18 protein-coding genes and 2 pseudogenes are annotated in these 18760 nt (G+C 33.2%); all 20 read left to right on the top strand.

Going from position 1 to position 18760, the window contains the following annotated elements; translation table 11 throughout:
- Positions 1–3: 3 nt before the first annotated feature.
- The 20 genes and pseudogenes from P5P87_RS24560 to P5P87_RS24465 all read left to right on the top strand — a co-directional run bounded on the left by P5P87_RS24560 (position 4) and on the right by P5P87_RS24465 (position 18560).
- Positions 4–3344 (top strand): annotated as a pseudogene (locus tag P5P87_RS24560) (SusC/RagA family TonB-linked outer membrane protein).
- Positions 3345–3355: 11 nt separating this feature from the next.
- A complete protein-coding gene (locus P5P87_RS24555) occupies positions 3356–4675 on the top strand; it encodes a RagB/SusD family nutrient uptake outer membrane protein (RefSeq protein WP_198856398.1) in 1320 nt (439 codons plus the stop codon).
- Positions 4676–4821: 146 nt separating this feature from the next.
- Positions 4822–5586 carry a LytR/AlgR family response regulator transcription factor gene (locus P5P87_RS24550; RefSeq protein ID WP_278020932.1) on the top strand — a complete coding sequence of 255 codons (765 nt, stop codon included), beginning with the start codon at positions 4822–4824 and terminating at the stop codon, positions 5584–5586.
- A 225-nt stretch (positions 5587–5811) separates the two neighbouring features.
- Positions 5812–6396, top strand: a complete 585-nt coding sequence (locus P5P87_RS24545) for an NUMOD4 domain-containing protein (protein ID WP_198856400.1) — start codon at positions 5812–5814, stop codon at positions 6394–6396.
- A gap of 383 nt (positions 6397–6779) precedes the next feature.
- Positions 6780–8168 carry a dihydrolipoyl dehydrogenase gene (gene lpdA / locus P5P87_RS24540; protein WP_278020931.1) on the top strand — a complete coding sequence of 463 codons (1389 nt, stop codon included), beginning with the start codon at positions 6780–6782 and terminating at the stop codon, positions 8166–8168.
- A 365-nt stretch (positions 8169–8533) separates the two neighbouring features.
- The gene (locus tag P5P87_RS24535; RefSeq protein WP_278020930.1) at positions 8534–9979 is read left to right on the top strand and encodes a DUF1254 domain-containing protein; all 1446 of its coding nucleotides are present in this window, start codon (positions 8534–8536) and stop codon (positions 9977–9979) included.
- 181 nt (positions 9980–10160) lie between these two features.
- Positions 10161–10484 (top strand): hypothetical protein, encoded by a 324-nt coding sequence (locus tag P5P87_RS24530; RefSeq protein WP_278020929.1) that lies wholly within the window; start codon positions 10161–10163, stop codon positions 10482–10484.
- Between the two features lie 65 nt (positions 10485–10549).
- Positions 10550–10750 (top strand): hypothetical protein, encoded by a 201-nt coding sequence (locus P5P87_RS24525; RefSeq protein ID WP_278020928.1) that lies wholly within the window; start codon positions 10550–10552, stop codon positions 10748–10750.
- 163 nt (positions 10751–10913) lie between these two features.
- The gene (locus P5P87_RS24520; protein ID WP_278020927.1) at positions 10914–11663 is read left to right on the top strand and encodes a DUF2314 domain-containing protein; all 750 of its coding nucleotides are present in this window, start codon (positions 10914–10916) and stop codon (positions 11661–11663) included.
- A 164-nt stretch (positions 11664–11827) separates the two neighbouring features.
- The gene (locus P5P87_RS24515) at positions 11828–12331 is read left to right on the top strand and encodes a TPM domain-containing protein (protein WP_198856405.1); all 504 of its coding nucleotides are present in this window, start codon (positions 11828–11830) and stop codon (positions 12329–12331) included.
- A gap of 131 nt (positions 12332–12462) precedes the next feature.
- Entirely contained in the window at positions 12463–12897 is a 435-nt protein-coding gene (locus P5P87_RS24510; protein ID WP_278020926.1) for a GNAT family N-acetyltransferase, read from the top strand.
- Between the two features lie 198 nt (positions 12898–13095).
- Complete coding sequence (locus P5P87_RS24505) at positions 13096–13776, top strand: DUF4919 domain-containing protein (protein WP_278020925.1); 681 nt, start codon at positions 13096–13098, stop codon at positions 13774–13776.
- An 89-nt stretch (positions 13777–13865) separates the two neighbouring features.
- The gene (locus tag P5P87_RS24500) at positions 13866–14459 is read left to right on the top strand and encodes an NAD(P)H-dependent oxidoreductase (RefSeq protein ID WP_278020924.1); all 594 of its coding nucleotides are present in this window, start codon (positions 13866–13868) and stop codon (positions 14457–14459) included.
- Positions 14460–14483: 24 nt separating this feature from the next.
- Positions 14484–14924: a hypothetical protein gene (locus P5P87_RS24495; protein WP_278020923.1), complete on the top strand. Its 441-nt coding sequence runs from the start codon at positions 14484–14486 to the stop codon at positions 14922–14924.
- A 104-nt stretch (positions 14925–15028) separates the two neighbouring features.
- Positions 15029–15514: an SRPBCC family protein gene (locus P5P87_RS24490; protein WP_278020922.1), complete on the top strand. Its 486-nt coding sequence runs from the start codon at positions 15029–15031 to the stop codon at positions 15512–15514.
- A 102-nt stretch (positions 15515–15616) separates the two neighbouring features.
- Entirely contained in the window at positions 15617–16513 is an 897-nt protein-coding gene (locus P5P87_RS24485; protein ID WP_278020921.1) for an NmrA family NAD(P)-binding protein, read from the top strand.
- A 12-nt stretch (positions 16514–16525) separates the two neighbouring features.
- Positions 16526–17440 (top strand): annotated as a pseudogene (locus P5P87_RS24480) (helix-turn-helix domain-containing protein).
- A 44-nt stretch (positions 17441–17484) separates the two neighbouring features.
- Positions 17485–17901, top strand: a complete 417-nt coding sequence (locus P5P87_RS24475) for a hypothetical protein (protein ID WP_278020920.1) — start codon at positions 17485–17487, stop codon at positions 17899–17901.
- Between the two features lies 1 nt (position 17902).
- A complete protein-coding gene (locus tag P5P87_RS24470; RefSeq protein ID WP_278020919.1) occupies positions 17903–18112 on the top strand; it encodes an ArsR family transcriptional regulator in 210 nt (69 codons plus the stop codon).
- Positions 18113–18191: 79 nt separating this feature from the next.
- The gene (locus P5P87_RS24465; protein ID WP_278020918.1) at positions 18192–18560 is read left to right on the top strand and encodes a nuclear transport factor 2 family protein; all 369 of its coding nucleotides are present in this window, start codon (positions 18192–18194) and stop codon (positions 18558–18560) included.
- Positions 18561–18760 lie beyond the last annotated feature (200 nt).

The raw sequence follows: 18760 nt of genomic DNA, 5'->3' as shown, positions 1-18760 counted from the left end.
AACATGAAGAAAATTTTACAAGCCTTACTGCTATTCCTGGCCATCGCAGGATACTCGCAGGAAACCCGAACCATCTCGGGAATTATTCTAGATGAAAATGATCACCAGCCTATTCCTGGAGCTTCTATTTTTGTTGAAAACAATTCTATTGGAAGCAAAACATCACAATCAGGAATTATACAAAGTGAAAGCATTGGAACTACTACAGATTTTGACGGTAAATTTCAATTGAAAATAGGAAAAAAAGTTACCGCTTTGAGAATCATTTTCATGGGATATCAGCCTTATACTCTTGAATTGTCAGCTCAAAAAGAATATACAATCAACTTAAAATCTGAAGTTGCAAAACTTCAAGAAATTGTAGTTACTGGATACCAAAAAATTGAAAAGAGAAAACTGACATCTGCTATTACAAAAGTAGATATGGCTTCTATTCAGCAAGCTGGGGTTTCTAGTATCGACCAATTATTAGTTGGGCAAGTTGCCGGAGTTGCTGTTACTACACCATCTGGAGCACCTGGAGCGGCTGCAAAAATTAGAATTAGAGGTACAGCTTCTTTAAACGGTTCTCAAGATCCTTTATGGGTTTTAGACGGACTTCCGTTAGAGAACAATGATGTTCCTAAAAATTATGATAAAGACAATATTGATGTTTTAAATAACTATTCTATCGCTGGTTTAAATCCAGATGATATTAAAGATATTACCATCTTAAAAGATGCGGCTGCAACAGCTATTTATGGTGCACGTGCTGCAAATGGTGTAATCGTTGTTACTACCAAAAAAGGAAGAAGCGGTAAAATGTCGATTAACTTCAACACAAATACCTTTATTACGCTAAGACCAGAAATATCAAAATTAAACTTGATGAATTCTAATCAAAAAGTTGATTTTGAACTTGATTTGGCTAGCCGTGCAGATTTAACTTACAGAGACACCGGTGGAGATGTTGCTCGTATCCTAAATGGAGCGAATGAATTAGACGCATACAGAGCCGGTTGGATTCTCTTCTTTGAGTCCGCAGACACAGCAATCAATTAATAGTTTAAGAAATATAAATACCAACTGGGGTAACTTATTATACCAAACGGCAATTAATACACAGCACGGTTTAAGTTTATCTGGAGGTGGAGAAAAATCAGATTATTATTTCTCTTTAGGATATTATGACGAAAAAGGAACTACAATTGGAACTGGTTTAAAACGTTATAACTTAACTTTAAAAAACAATTTCGAAATAACAGATAAATTTAAAGTTGGTGTTGGAATTTTTGGTTCTGAAACCAAAACTACTTCTTACATCTCAGATACAAGTGGTTTTACTAATCCTGCAAACTATTCAAGAAACGTAAATCCGTACTTGACTCCTTATAATGCTGACGGAAGTTACAAATACGACCCAGACATCGTTGGTTATTCTGATCGTTATGTTCCTTTCAACATCATCGAAGAAAGAAACAATACTTCTTACGATTTAAAAACTAGAGCTGTTAAGGCTTTATTAGACGCTGAATACAAAATCACAAAAGACTTACGAGTAACTAGCCAATTAGGTTTACAGTTAGACAATAGCTCAAGTGAAAAATTTGTCACTGCAGACACTTATTTTACAAGAAGAACAAAAGAACAAACACGTTATTACAAAGACGGAAAATTCAATTATTTCCTTCCAAATGGCGGTATTATTCAAAATTCAAACACCGATTTCTTTCAGTATAACCTAAAAACAATGGTTAACTATAGCAAGACTTTAGGTGAAAAACACGAAATTGAAGCAATGGTGGGTAATGAGTTAAGAAGAACTTACAATACAAGTATTGCAACAAAAGGTTTTGGATTTGACCAAAACACATTGACAACACAGCAAATTATTTTCCCAAATTCAGACTTTGCAAACAATCCTGAATATAGAACATACGTAAAAAACCAAAACGAAAATGCTTTTGCTTCATTTTACGCAACTGGTTCTTATACTTATGATAGAAAATATAGCTTCTTTGGAAGTATTAGATATGATGGTTCTGACTTATTTGGTGTAGATCCTAAGTACAAATATTTACCGCTTTGGTCTGTTTCTGGATCTTGGTTAGTTTCTCAAGAAAACTTCCTAAAAGACAGTAAAGTGGTTTCTAATTTAAGACTTCGTGCTTCTTACGGTTTACAAGGTAATATTGATAAAGGAACTTCGCCTTACGTAATGGGGAACAACAAAATAACTACTATTTTACCAGGAACAACAGAACCAACAATCGTTGTTATAAGTCCACCAAACGATAAATTACGTTGGGAAAAAACACAAAATACCAACTTTGGTTTAGATTTAGGTTTATTCAATAACCGCATCAGCATTGTTACAGATGCTTACGGAAGAAAAAGCACCGACTTAATTGGCATGAGATCTTTGCCTTTAGAAAATGGTTTTGAGTTTACAAACATGAACTGGGCGCAAGTAAGCAACAAAGGTTATGAAATCGCTATCGCGACAAAAAACATAGATCGCCCTAATTTTAAATGGACAACAAACATCAACTTTGCACATAACAAGAGTAATGTTGACCGTTTAGAGATTCGCGACAACACTTATACGCCAAACCAAGAAGGTCATGCTGTAAATGCTGTCTTCGGATTTAAAACAAACGGAATCGATGAAAACGGTTATCCATTATTTGTAAACAAAAAAGGAGAAACGGTAAACGCACAAACTTTCTTTGGTTTATTTGATCCTTATGCAGACTTTTTTCCAGGAGAATTTGCACAATCAAGTTTAACGGCCGCAGAATTCAGAGATTTATTTGTTTATTTAGGAGACAAAGACCCGAAATTTACTGGAGGTATTACCAACACATTTAAAATAAGCAATTTTGATTTGACAGTTGTCGCAGACTTTCAATTTAAAACAAACAGTAGTTAAAACACCTCCTTATAACGGAACACAAGTAGATAGAGGACAAAACTATACTACAGATATCTTAAATGCTTGGTCACCAACCAATACATCTTCTAATTTACCAGGAATTACAAGTAAAGATTCTGGAACAGGAGATTCTTATTTAGCTTATTTATGGTTTGCTGGAGCAAATCAAATGCCTACATACAACTATTTGGACACATGGGTTAGCGAAATGAGCTACATGAGATTAAGCAGTGTGCGTTTAGGTTATACATTACCTAAAGCATTCACAGATCAAATTAACATTCAAAGCATCAGATTAAATGTTGAAGCGAGAAACCTATTTGTAGTAGGTTCTGATTTTAAAGGATATTTTGATCCTGAAACATACGGAAACATTTATGCTCAGCCAGTTCCTAGATCATTTACAATAGGATGTAATGTAACTTTCTAATACAATTAAAGATGAAAAAATTCTCAAAATATATATTCCTTTTCGTTGCATCAATTGCTGTAAGTAGTTGCGATGAATATCTGGATGTTACTCCTATCGGAAAAGTGATTCCAGAAACTTTACCACAATTTCGAGCTGTTTTAACTACAGGCTACTCGATATATCCAGAACACAAAGCATTGACGTCTATGCGTACAGACGAATTGGTTTTGAATGAAGATAGTGACAGAACTGTTTCTTATAGAGATATTCATATCTGGAAAGATGGAAACCCAGATCAGTTTACCAAAAGTTTTCCATACGACGAACTTTACACTACAATTTTCTATACCAATGTAGTAATCAATGAAGCTTCAAAAAAACTGGATGCTTCTCCTGAAAGAGATCAATTAATTGGAGAAGCTTATGCACTTAGAGCTTTAGCTTATTTTGACTTGGTAAATCTTTTTGGAAAATCATACAATGCGGCAACAGCTGCTTCAGACAAATCAGTTCCGTTAGCTTTAGAAATCGACTTAGAACAAGTTTTTGTTCCGCAAACTGTTGAAGTTATTTACAACCAAATTATTTCAGACACTAATGAAGCTGAAAAATTAATCAATGTAAGTTCTCAAACTAAAGGCATAAACTACCGCTTTTCTAAAGTTGCTTTATATAGCTTAGAAAGCCGAATTTATCTTTATAGACAGGAATGGCAAAAATCTTTAGATGCTGCCAACAAAGCACTTGCAATAAACAGTAATCTGGTTAATCTAAATTCGACTCCTATTATTCCAACAAAGTTTGATACTGCAGAATCTATTTTAGCTATAGAAGTAGGATATACTACCGACATTATGGAATCTTCTTTTGCATCGCCAGAGTTGATTAATGCTTATAGCAAAACGACAGATTTGCGTTTTCCTCTTTACTTTTCAACTAGTGGAAGCAATTACATAATTGAAAAAGGAAGATTCGACGAGAACAAATGTACTATCAGAACTTCTGAGTTGTATTTGACAAAAGCAGAAACATCTGTAAAATTGAACAATATCTCAGACGCTAAAAGAACTGTTTTAAGTTTTGTAAAAAACAGATATTCTGCAACAGGATACACACAACTTGAAAGCCAAGTAAACGCTATGAATGCAGCAGATCTAACCAACTTTATATTGGCAGAAAGACAACGTGAATTTGTTGTCGAAGGTCAGCGTTGGTTTGATTTAAGAAGAACAACACAAAAACAGATTGTTCATACTCTAAAAGGGCAAAATTATACTTTGATACAAAATGATCCGCGTTATACTCTTATTTACCCAGCAAACGCGAGATTGAATAATCCCAATCTATAATACACCTATTGTTTTTTTTAAAAAGGTCCAGTTTTCACAGCTGGGCCTTTTTTTATACAAATTCATGCAACAAATTACACTCTTTTTTGCGAATACGAATTACTGATTTTATCTTTGCAGTATAATTGGTTATAAATTTCGAAAAAATGAAAATTGCCATTGTCGAAGACGAACATCTTGCTTCTAGCTATCTAAAATCGATTTTAGAACAGCAAGATGTTTTATCGATTGCCGCAATCACTGTTTTAAAATCTGTAAAAGAAGCTGTTGTTTTTTTTAAAGAAAACAAAGTTGATCTTGCATTTATGGACATTCATTTGGGTGACGGGAAAAGTCTCGAAATCTTCGAAAAAACCACTATCTCCTGCCCTGTTGTTTTTATCACAGCTTACGACTCTTATGCTATTTCAGTTTTCAAGCATTTTACAATCGATTATCTTTTAAAACCATTTGAAGAAGAAGAATTATTAGAAGCACTTCAGAAATTCAAAAAAATAAAAGATAATTTCAACAGCGATTCTACGCTTCAATCTTTGGTAGCAATAGAAAATCCTGAAAGCAGTAAAATCCAGCATCATTTCTTGGTAAATCACGGTTATAAAATGATTTCTATTAACGAAAATGAAATCACTTATTTTACAGCAACAGGAAAACATTTATTTATTCATGTAAAATCAGGAAACAGCTACTTATACAATAATACCTTAACCGATATTATAAACAATTTAGATCCTTTCAATTTCTTTAAAATAAATCGAAAATATATTGTGACTCGAAACAGTATAAAAGAAGTTGTAAAACACTCCAATCAGAAAGTAGAATTGATTTTGAATGTTCCTCCAGCCGAATCTGAGGCAATTTTCATCAGTAAAAAAGAAATCAATAATTTCAAAAATTGGCTAGATCAATAATTTAATAATTATTTAGCTATAAATTAATGTTGGTTTCCTAAATTAAAAAACTGCAGTATTCACAAATTGTGATTTAAAATCCGACTAAAAACTGTCAAAAACGCTTTAAAACGTTAAATTAGCGTTATAGAAATCATAAAATTGACCTTTCACAATCAGTTACATAGCAGAAATTTTTTGTTTATTCTTTATCTTTGAGAGTATAGAAATCAAATGTAAAAGACAATGCCACAAAATAGATTTTATCCTGATGAAAAATTCAAAGAAATAGAAATAAATGCCTCATTGCAACTAAGATACGCCATTTCAAACAGAGGTAGATTAATAAGTTTTACCGATGAAATTGAAAACGGAAGGATCCTAAAAGGAGGTTTAAGCGACGGATATCCAACTTTCCGTTTTAAAGTTAAAAAAGACGATAAAATCGTAAATAAATATCTCTTCTTATACAAACTCGTTGCCCAATATTTTATTCCGAAAGATTCTGAAGATCAAACATATGTTCTGCACTTAGATTATAACAGAGCAAACGATGATGAGCGCAATCTGCGTTGGGCTACAAAACAAGAAATGATGGCACACAGCCGTAAAAGTCCGCGTGTTATTCAGGCAAAAAAGAACTTAATTGAGCACAATCTAAAAGCTGACGGCCGAAAATTAACCACTACAAAAGTGATGTTAATTAAAAAAATCCTTGCAAGACCAGAACAAAAAACACGTCTTAAAATGATTGCAAAACAGTTTGGAGTAAGCGAAATGCAAATCAGAAGAATTGCCAGCGGAGAAAACTGGGGACATGTAAAAGTTTAATGGTGAATTCTTAATTGTGAATGGTAAATTATTAATTCATAACTCATAATTATATAAGCCACAGATTACACAGATTAACACAGATTTTTTTTAAATCATTTTAATCTGTGTAATCTGTGGCTTATTTTTTTGCCATTAACAATCAACCACCAACAATTACTCATTAAATAATAAAAATCAATTCATAATTCACAATTTACAATTCACAATTCATTCGGTTTCTGTGAAAAGACCAAAATCTCTGTCTTTAAAAACAAAATTTCAAGTGTTCATATAAAATAAATCCTTAAATTCGCAATCACAAATAACAAAAGAAGAAATCGAAAGATGAGTTTCGGAAATACAAACTTCATTTTCGATAGTTAATACTAAAAACAAAAAAAATGAAATACGACGTTATTGTTTTAGGAAGTGGTCCTGGAGGATATGTAACAGCGATTAGAGCTTCTCAATTAGGCTTTAAAGTAGCTGTAGTAGAAAAAGAAAATCTTGGTGGAGTTTGCCTTAACTGGGGATGTATCCCAACAAAAGCGCTTTTAAAATCTGCTCAGGTTTTTGATTACCTTAAACACGCTTCTGACTACGGATTGAAAGTTTCTGAATTTGATAAAGATTTCCCTGCAGTTATTCAACGTAGCCGTGGTGTTGCCGAAGGAATGAGCAAAGGAGTTCAATTCTTGATGAAAAAAAACAAAATTGACGTTATTGAAGGTTTTGGAAAACTAAAACCAGGAAAAAAACTTGACGTTACTGATAAAGATAATAAAGTTACAGAATACAGCGCTGATCACATTATCATCGCAACTGGTGCTCGTTCTCGTGAGTTACCAAACTTACCTCAAGATGGTGTAAAAGTAATTGGATACCGTCAGGCAATGACATTACCAACTCAGCCAAAATCTATGATCATTGTAGGTTCTGGAGCAATTGGAGTGGAGTTCGCTCATTTCTACAACTCAATGGGAACAGATGTTACTATTGTAGAATTTATGCCAAATGTAGTTCCTGTAGAAGACGAAGATATCTCAAAACAATTTGAGCGTTCTTTGAAAAAATCAGGAATTAAAGTAATGACTAACTCATCTGTTGAGCGTATTGACACAACTGGTGCAGGAGTTAAAGCTTTTGTTAAAACTGCAAAAGGAGAAGAAGTTCTTGAAGCAGACATCGTACTTTCTGCAGTTGGAATTAAAACAAACATTGAAAACATCGGATTAGAAGAAGTTGGTATTGCTGTTGACAGAGATAAAATCTTAGTAAACGCTTACAACGAAACTAACATTCCAGGATACTACGCAATTGGAGACGTTACTCCAGGTCAAGCTTTAGCTCACGTTGCTTCTGCTGAAGGTATCAACTGTGTGGAGAAAATTAAAGGTTTACACGTTGAGCCAATCGATTACGGAAACGTTCCTGGTTGTACTTATGCAACTCCAGAAATCGCTTCTGTTGGTTTAACAGAAAAACAAGCTAAAGAAAAAGGTTACGAATTAAAAATTGGTAAATTCCCATTCTCAGCTTCTGGAAAAGCAAAAGCCGCTGGAAATGCTGACGGATTCGTAAAAGTAATCTTCGATGCTAAATATGGAGAATGGTTAGGATGCCACATGATTGGTGCTGGTGTTACAGATATGATTGCAGAAGCAGTTGTAGCTCGTAAACTAGAAACTACAGGTCACGAAATCCTTAAATCTATCCACCCTCACCCAACAATGAGCGAGGCTGTTATGGAAGCTGTTGCTGATGCTTACGGCGAAGTAATTCACTTGTAAAAATATACAAAGTAGAGACCTAAACATCTTTACGGAGTTATATATAATTTTCAATTTATAAAATCCGATTTGTGAAAACAGATCGGATTTTTTTTTACAACAATACAAAAGCTTTGAAAAAGAATACAATAAGAAAAAAACATCTTATTAATAATCTTTTTTTGTATTTTTAGCCTTACAAAAATTGCAACAACGATTTTAGTCTCCTCGAACTCCAATACAAAAAATAAATCCTGCTTTCATTAGTTGATAAAAGAAGCAGAAAACATAGGTTAACTTCGGTTTTTGATTTATAAGGCCTCCTATTTCTTAAAAGCTGAAGAATGAAGAATAATAAAATTTATAATTCCTAATAAATTAATATTATGAAAAAAACCTTCCTTTCAGTTTTAAGTTTACTGTTACTTTTAGGTCGCAATCAGACCAAAACGACAGATACCGAAAACAAAAGCAGTAAAGACAACACAACTGCATTTAAACCAGCAAATATTAAAGAAGAAATTTTGTATCAACGTGGCGTTGAAGCCGCAATATGGGGAATGCCTGCTGTTAATTATCAATTAATGTACGACGCACTGGAGAAACTAAATGGCAATTACAATCAAGTTGTTATCTGGCCAAAGTTGTTAGACTGGAAAAATCAAACCCTGACTCCAAATCCAGATGTAATTTATTTAATGCCCTTTTTCAATACCGAAAAAGTAGGACCGGTTGTGCTTGAAATTCCGCCAGCTGATAATGGCGTTTTTAACGGAAGCGTTATGACCTACTGGCAAAATGCCCTCGAAGATGTTGGCCCAGGAGGAGTTGATAAAGGCAAAGGAGGAAAATACCTTTTTCTGCCGCCAGGTTATGATAAAAGTAAAATTCCTGCAGGTTATATTCCTTTACAATCTGATACTTACAGAGGTTATGCATTATTGCGTTCTGTCTTAAAAAGCGGAAGTGCTGCAGACGTTGCAACAGCTGTGGCATATTCTAAACGAATTAAACTTTATCCGTTAAGTGAAGCTTCAAATAATCCTACTACAACTTTTGTAGACGCAAGCGACAAAGTATACGAATCAAATATACCTTTTGACTTTACTTTTTACGAAACCTTAAATAAAATAGTACAGGTAGAGCCATGGCTTAGTAGAGATCGCGTTATGATTGATCCTCTAAAAACAATAGGTATAGAAAGAGGAAAATCATTCAGTCCCGATGCTCGTACCAAAGAAATATTAGCACACGCCGTTAAGACTGCAAAAGAATGGTTAGAATATAATTATGAAGCTACAAAACCCTTTTACAAAGATACTCACTGGTTCTTTCCTGCAGATGAAGACAACATTCGAAGTGTAAAAAGCACCTACGGAATATCCGAAATTTATCCAATAGATAATCGTGCAGTTTGTTACATGATTGCATTCTTCAGTGCCAAACATTTGGGTGAATCTCAATATTATTTAATGCAAATAGTAGATAAAGAAGGTAATCCGCTTGACGGAAAAAACACGTATAAAGTTACCGTTCCTGCAAATGTTCCCGTAAAACAATATTGGTCAATGACTGTTTATAATCGTGAAACCCATACTTTCATACGAGATAAAAAATGGGCCGCACGCTCTTCTCAAACGCCAGGACTTAAAACCAATAGTGATGGTACTGTTGATCTTTTCTTTGGTCCGACACCGCCAGAAAGCGGTGAATCTAATTGGGTACCAACAGATTCTAACGGTAAATTTGAAATTCTTGCACGTTTCTATGGCCCTAAACCAAATCTATATGATCAAAGTTGGAAACTGAATGATTTAGAAAAAGTAAAATAATTAGGGAAAAGAATTTACCCCAAGAGATTTAATCCGATTTGTGAAAACAGATCGGTTTTTTTTATGCTTTTTAATCAAATCGACAATGTAAACCTTACTCTTTTAAAAAATTAGTTTTTTAATATTTTAATATTATTTTCGCAAAAATCTAACTAACCCATTTTTACAAATCAGAAATAGTATGAAGAAAATTTTCCTTTTTATCATTTTAGGAATAACCATTAATTTAAAAGCCCAAGAAGCCAGTGTTGAAAAATCAATGTTCTCAATCCAAACTGGATTTGCAGGATTATGGCTTAATAACGAATTTAAACTTGCTAATTCACTCGCATTAAGAAGCGAAATTGGTATCGAATACGATTTTGCAGTAGGAGACCATTACGACGAAGCTGGTTTTATTCTACAGCCAGTTATAACATTAGAACCCAGATTTTATTACAATTTGAAAAAAGAAATTCTCAAGGAAGAAAAACTTCTAACAATAGCGGCAACTATCTTTCTTTAAGAACAAGTTATCATCCGGATTGGTTTGTAATAAATCTAGATGACAATATTACCAAAACAGCAGATTTGTCTATTATTCCAACTTGGGGAATAAAACGTTCGATTGGAGATCATTTTACTTATGAAACTGGAGTCGGATTAGGATACAGACTCGTATTTCTAAAAGCAAACTCATACAACGGACACGCACAAAATGTAGATGATTTTAATACAACTGAAAGCCAATACACGCCTTATTTACATCTAAGAATTGGTTACGTTTTTTAAAAGACATATAATTATTTAACGAAATCCGATTTACTAAAAGTAAATCGGATTTTTTTTTAAGCCTTCAAATCCCTAACACCGCAGAATGTTAAACTTAAAAAGAAAAGCATCTATTGAAATAAATATTACTTAATTTTAGTAAATATAATCTAACAAAAAAATCATGTCTGAAACAACAATTTTCTACGCCGACGGAGAAAATCCAAAAATGATCGAAGCTTACAAAAGAGCTCAAGAAACCTTTAAATACTTCTGGAGAGAACTATCTTGGGAATACCGAAGAATAGTTCCAGGTTTAGATGTTGCTTGTGTAAAACTAGCTTTCACCCAAGATATAGACGACGACACCATTGTAGAACACATGTGGATTAACGACGTAAACTTTGACGGCGAAACGATATACGGAATTTTAGTAAATGATCCCAACGAATTGACTAATGTAAATAATGGAGACGAAATCGCAATTCCTATTAATCAAATTAGTGATTGGTTATTTGCTATTGACGGCAAAACTTATGGAGCATTTACAATTCAGACAATGCGCTCTGAAATGAGCGATGAAGAAAGAGAATCGCATGATGAAGCGTGGGGATTAGATTTTGGTGACTTTAATGACATTCTGGTTGTAAATGAGCAAAAAGAAAAACCCGAAAACCTAATAGAACATCCGATGAGCAAAAACATGAGAGAAAGTCTCATTGAATTCTTAAAAAACAATCCAGAAGAAATAGAAGCTCAAGACGATTTGGGTTATACTTTTTTACATCGCGAAGCTATTGCCGGAAATCAAACTTCTGTAGAGCTCATTTTAAAAGCAGGAGCCAATGCAGATGCAAAAACCAATAACGGAAAAACAGCTTTAGATTTTGCCAAAGAGCTCAAATGGGATCACTTAATTCCTGTACTTCAATAGAAAATTTTAGAACCCGATTTGCAAAAACAAGTCGGGTTTTTTATTTACTAAGTTGCTTTCAAAATGAATATTTCTTCATTTCAAAATCAAAACTATTTTTTTTTAGATGGTTTAAAATAAAGAATATGCTACTTTTGTCTGCACCAAATCTAACCTGCAACAGAATGAAAAAATTATTCTTTACGCTACTATTATTATCTTCAGTTCTTTTGTCTGCCCAAACAAAAAACGATATTGATTTTGCTTCACGTTTAAAAAGCACTTTTTCTCAATCTACAGACTGTGTTAACGACTTCGAAAAAATACTAAAACCAGAAGAACTTAAGGCTTTAAACACTACTCTAAACAATTTTGAAAAAAAATACCTTTACAAAATTGTTATTATAACAACTCCTTCTATAGAACCTTTTCAATCATTTGAAGAGTTTGCAACCGATTTAGATCAATTTTTATCAAAAGACCCAAGATTAGATCCTACTCTTTTAATTGTTGTTAGCAAAACATTGAGACAGATTCAGCTTTTAAGTGTCGATTTTATAAAATACAAGTTAAACACAGAAGACACTCAAAACATAATCAGCACCTATTCTATTCCCGAGCTTAAAAAAGGAAATTACTATAAAGCGCTAGAGCAGGCTTCAAATGAGCTTATAAAAAAGCTACAGTAATAAATAATTCAAAATCCGATTTGTGCAAACAGGTCGGATTTTTTTATCTATATTGTCTACTTCCAGCAGAATTCTAAAAATAATTTAAAAGACAATTTCTGCAATTGAAGAACAGTAAATTAAAATTAGAAATGATACGCATAATAGAAGCCCAAAATAGTGATCTGCCACATTTAAGAAAGCTTTTTCTAAATGAAAGACGGCGCACATTTGCCGACCAAGACATTTCTCAATTCAAATTAGAAGATTTTGATAAGCAAACTCAAGGAGAATATATTTTAATTGCACATGTAGACAATATCCCAATCGGATTTATTTCGATCTGGTTGCCCAACAATTTTATCCATCATCTTTATGTTGACCATAAACATCAAGGACAAAATATTGGAACCGAATTATTAAAAGTCGCAATTTCTAAAACCAATTTTCCGCTTACTTTAAAATGTGTTGAAAACAATAGTAAAGCAATTCATTTTTACCTAAAAAAAGGATTTGTAGAAAAATCAAGAGGAAATTCTAGCAACGGAAGTTATATTTTATTTGAATTAACCAACGATGTAAAATAACCCTAAATGCAAAACATTTGAGTTTTATATGGGCGTGTCCCTCCGGGTCAGGCTGTCCGCTATATCTTTTATGGCAAACCCTGCCATAAAAGGATGCCGCTCCCATCCTTCACGCATTGGTTTTCATAAGAACACTTTTGTTCTAATATAATTTGTATTTTAGTAAGATCAGAACTACAACCAAAAACATTCTAAATCATGCTAAAACAAATTTTTATCCTTTTCATTTTTTGTTTCGGAATCCAATTGCATTCACAAGAAACTGGTTTTACGACACCAGATTATAAAGCCATTGAAAAAGAAATAAGCGACAAAAATTCAAAGTTTTTCTATCCTAAATTAATGGAAAGACTCACGAAGAACGACACTCTTTTAACGCATGATGAATACCGCCATTTGTATCTTGGTTATTTTTTTCAGCCCAAATACAATGCTTTCTGGAAATCTCCAGACGAAGAAAAGCTCCAAGCTTATTACAACAAAGAAAAACTCGAAACTACCGATTACGATGCCATTATCAAACTAATCAATCATTCTCTAAACGATTTCCCTTTCGACTTACAGCAGCTTAACTTTCTAGCCTATATTTATCACTTAAAAGGCGATGAAACTAGTGCAAAAATTGCCTCTTTTAGATTTCATAGCATCATGAACGTTATTCTTTCTTCTGGCGACGGTAAAAAATGCGAAACTGGTTTTCACGTATTAATGGTCGATCACGAATATATTCTGCTTAGCCTTTTTGAAATCGAATCGAAAGGACAATCACTTGTTGATAATTGTGATTATTTAAGCTTTGAAAAAGGTGCTTACAATGTTGATGGCATTTATTTCAATATCGAAAAAATGCTCGAAAACGAAAGGAAAGTTCTTAAATAACAATCCATTATTACTCATATTTTTATTTGTATTTTCGTACAAAATATAATTAGTTTTTAAAAGCATTTTCTAAGACAAAAAATCCAAAAATGAATATTCTTATTGTTTACGCGCATCCTAGCAAAAAATCGTATACTTTTCAAGTTCTAGAAAGATTAAAACTAGCCTTGAACAATCAAAAATGGAATATAGAAATCTCTGATTTGTATGCGTCTAATTTTATTAGCGATATGTCTGAGGAAGAATACGATCGTGAAGGTTTTGCGAAAACAGAACTTCCTATACCTGCAGATGTTTTAGCAGAACAAGAAAAAATAGAAAAAGCAGACTGTATTATTTTTCTATATCCTGTTTGGTGGAACGATTGTCCAGCAAAATTAAAAGGCTGGTTTGATCGTGTATATTCGGTAGGATATGCATATGGGCAAAACGAAACTTCCAGAAAAATGAAAACCATTCCGTACGGTCTTGTAATTTGCACAGCCGGTCATCCGAATGAGTTTTTACATGAAATCGAAATTGCTCAAAGCATGGAAAAAATTATGATCGAAGACCGACTTGGAAAACGTTTTACACATAAAGAAATGATTATTCTAGGCGGAACTTTGAATCTCGAAAATGTGATGTCAAAACATTTTGACCTTATCAATACAATTCCTCAAAAAATTAAAACAATAGTATAAAACTCAAATCTAAATTTACCCAAAATGACACAAGACAATAATGTAGAGAAATCAGTCTTTGAAGAAATTCCAACAGAAAAAATATATTCTAAAAAAGCAATTAGCACAGCAACTTTTTTTGGCGGTCCGTTGGTTGTCGGTTATTGCATTGCAGAAAATTTTAAAACTTTCAATGATCTTGAAAAAGCCAGAAACACTTGGATTATTACGGCGATCTGTACAATCGTAATCATTGGAATCTCATTTAGCCTTCCCGAAAACTTTCCAAAAATTGTCTTTCCAGTTATTTATTCTTTCATCGCTTCCTATATAATTCAGACTTATCAAGAAGAAAACATACAAAAGCATAACGATAACGGAGGAGATAATTATGGCGGATGGAGAGTTACTCTAATTACTCTTCTAGGTTTTCTAATTTTATTTGGCTTAATCATGGCAATTGCAGTATTCTTTTACGGCATCTAATAAAAAACTTGTCTGAAATACACCTTTAAATTGTCTTTTAAACACCTTAATCAATTGATTTTTAGATTGTAATTTTACTTTACTAATTTAAAAGTCAATTGATTATGAATACTCAAGATTTTACCACAACCATAATTGTCAATCAGTTACCAGAAGAAGTTTTTAAAGCCATACAAAATGTTCGCGGCTGGTGGTCTGAAGAGATTGAAGGAAAAACAGCAAATCAAGGCGATGAATTTAAATATCATTATGAAGATGTTCATCGCTGTAAAATAAAATTGATTGAAGTAATTCCGAATCAGAAAATTGTTTGGCTCATTGAAGAAAATTATTTCAGCTTCACGAAAGACGATACAGAATGGACTAATACAACAGCAGTTTTTGATATCTCAAAAGAAGATGACAAAACAAAACTCACTTTTACACATATTGGTTTGGTTCCAGAATATGAATGTTTTGATGTTTGCAAAGCAGGCTGGAGTAATTACATCGAGAATAGTTTGAAAAAACTAATTGAAACAGGAAAAGGCCAACCAAACGCAACGGGAAAACCTCAAATTGAAACGGAAAGAAAATTATCCGAAAAATAAAATCACTTTTCATACTATTATTTTAGACTACGTCAATCATAGATTTGGCTAAATCTATTTCTCTAATGATGCGCAACTTTGTATCATCAAAAAAATAATAGTATGAAAATTATAATTACAGGTTCTTTAGGAAACATTAGCAAACCTTTAGCGAAAGCTTTAATAAAAGAAGGACATCAAATTACAGTAATTGCAAGCAGTAGTGAAAGAAAATCGGAAATTGAAAACCTTGGAGCGCAAGCCGCAATTGGTTCAGTAAATGACGTTGTTTTTTTAACTCAAACTTTTAAAGGAGCAGATGCTGTATATTGCATGATTCCGCGTGCAAATTATTTTGATCCGAATCTTGATTTAGATGCTTTTACTCGTACAATTGGAAATAATTATGCAGAAGCTATCTCAAAATCTGGCGTAAAGCGCGTAGTGTTTTTAAGCAGTATTGGTGCGCATTTAGAGCAAGGTTCTGGAATCATTCAGCGTTATAATGAAATCGAAGCCGTTCTAAACAGACTTTCAGATGTTTCGATAACATTTATGCGTCCAACTTCTTTTTACTACAATTTACTGGCTTATATTCCGATGATTAAAAATCAAGGAATTATAGCCGCTAATTATGGAGCAGATCAATTAATTCCTTGGGTTTCTCCAAACGATATAGCCGAAGCAATTGCAGAAGAACTTACAACTCCGCTCGACGGAAAAAAACTACGTTATGTAGCAAGCGAAGAAGTTACTGGAGATCAAACCGCAAAAATTTTGGGCGACGTAATTGGCAATTCAGATCTAAAATGGAAATTAATAAGTGACGAGGAAACACTAAACGGATTAATTGCTGTTGGAATGCAACCTAAAATTGCACAAGGTTTGGTAGAAATGTATCTTGCACTTTACAGCGGTTTGCTTGGTGAAGATTATTATCGAAATCGTCCTGCAGTTTTAGGAAAAACAAAACTGGCAGATTATGCTAAAGAATTTGCTTCTATTTTCAACCAAAATTAAGTACTTTGTATTATGGCAAATCAGCAACCTCTTCGATTTAAAACAATAAGCGAATTTCATGATTTTAGAAATTTGCCAAAACCCGAACATCCTTTGGTGAGCGTTTACAATTTTGAAGATTTAAAATATCTTAATGACGAAGAACCAAAAATCTTAATGCTGGATTTTTATTCGATTGCTTTAAAAGAAATGCCAACGCAAAAATGCGTTATGGCCAGCAGGAATACGATTTTAAAGAAGGAGTTTTAATTTTTCTTTCGCCAGGACAAGTTTTTTCTATTGAAGGAAATAACGAAATGCAACACACAGGATGGTCATTATTGATTCATCCTGATTTTCTTTGGAATACACCGCTTGCGCAGAAAATCAAACAATATGATTACTTTGGTTATGCAGTCAATGAAGCGCTTCATCTTTCTGATAAAGAAGAAAATATGCTAATAGACATCATAAAAAATATTCAGCAGGAATACCAGTCTAATATTGATAAGTTTAGCCAAGATGTAATTATTGCACAAATTGAATTGTTTTTGACTTACGCTGAAAGATTTTACAACAGACAATTTATTACTAGAAAAATCAGCAGACCATCAGATTTTAGCGCGTTTAGAAAAATTGCTTGAAGACCATTTTTCTGATGATTCATTAAAACAGAAAGGACTTCCGACGGTACACTTTATAGCCGAAAATTTAAACGTTTCTCCTAATTATCTAAGTGCATTGTTAAAAATGCATACGGGCCAAAGTACACAGCAACACATTCACAACAAATTGATTGAAAAAGCAAAAGAAAAGCTTTCGACCACTACGCTATCTATTAGCGAAATTGCTTTTGAACTTGGTTTTGAACATCAGCAATCATTTAGCAAATTATTCAGGACCAAAACAAATACTTCACCTTTAGAATTCAGACAATCATTTAACTAATTGCTTTATTTTTCATAAATTCGTTAGCTTAAAAAGCGAAAATTATGAATCCATTTTTAAGAAATACTTTGGCTGTAATTGCAGGTTTAGTTATTGGCAGTATTGTCAATATGAGCATCATTTTACTAAGCGGCTCTATAATTCCGGCTCCAAATGGCGCAGATGTTAGCACTACCGAAGGCTTAAAGGCAACCATGCATTTATTTGAACCAAAGCATTTTCTTTTTCCATTTTTAGCACACGCAATCGGAACTTTTGCAGGAGCGTTGACAACTGCTGTTGCCGCAATTAAACACAAAACAAAACTAGCTTTCGGTATTGGAGCTTTCTTTTTATTTGGCGGTATAGTTACGGTTTTTACTTTGCCTTCTCCTATTTGGTTTGGTTTTGCAGATTTAATTTTTGCTTATATTCCGATGGCATATTTAGCTTCTAGAATTGCTTTAAAAAAGAAAAAATAATATGAGCGACAAAACAATAAAACCAGCAAAAAAATGCTACGAACATATTGGTGGCAAATTGGGCGAATTGCTTTTAGAGACATTTGCGGCTAAAAAATGGATTGCAAAAAACAATTCGACAGACAAGCATTTCTACATAACCGAATTGGGCGAAAAAGAATTTACCAAACTAGGCGTAGATCTGAATAAAATAAAATCGGAAGCCCTTTAATTTTATAAATTTACAATCCTTTTCTGCAAAATTTGTAGCGCTTTATTTCTTAACTTAGTTTGCTTTTAAATCTTGAATCATGACTAGGAAAGAAATCGCTAAAAACTTCTTGAAATTAGCGACAAAAGGGCACCCTCACGAAGGTTTTCGATTGTATGTCGGAAAGAATTTCAAACATCACAACGCCTATTTCAAAGGCGATGCAGACACTTTAATGCTTGCCATGGAAGAATCTGCCAGAACAAATCCGAATAAGGTTTTTAAAATTCATCATATTCTAGAAGACGATAACTTAGTTGCTGTGCATTCGCACCTCAAACAAACGCCTTCAGATATTGGTTTTGCTGTTGTGCATATTCTCAAATTCGAATCGGATAAAATCGTCGAACTTTGGGATCTAGGACAACCTGTCCCAAAAGATTCTATTAACGAAAATGGAATGTTTTAACTAATGATAAATTACAAACAATTCATAATTTGCAACTTACAATTCACAATTAATAAATGAACTTAATCCCTAAAATTTCCTTATTACTACTAGTAATCTTAACCAGTTGTCATTCTTCAGCACAAACAAAAGACAATTATAAAAAAAGTATTGATAGTTTACTTCAAAACACCAATCCGAAATTTAATGGCGTGATTTTG

The organism is Flavobacterium ginsengisoli, from assembly GCF_029625315.1.
GTDB classification, from domain to species: Bacteria; Bacteroidota; Bacteroidia; order Flavobacteriales; family Flavobacteriaceae; genus Flavobacterium; species Flavobacterium ginsengisoli.
Note: the sequence above shows the minus strand (reverse complement) of the source record. Positions and strands in the feature narration are given on the sequence as shown.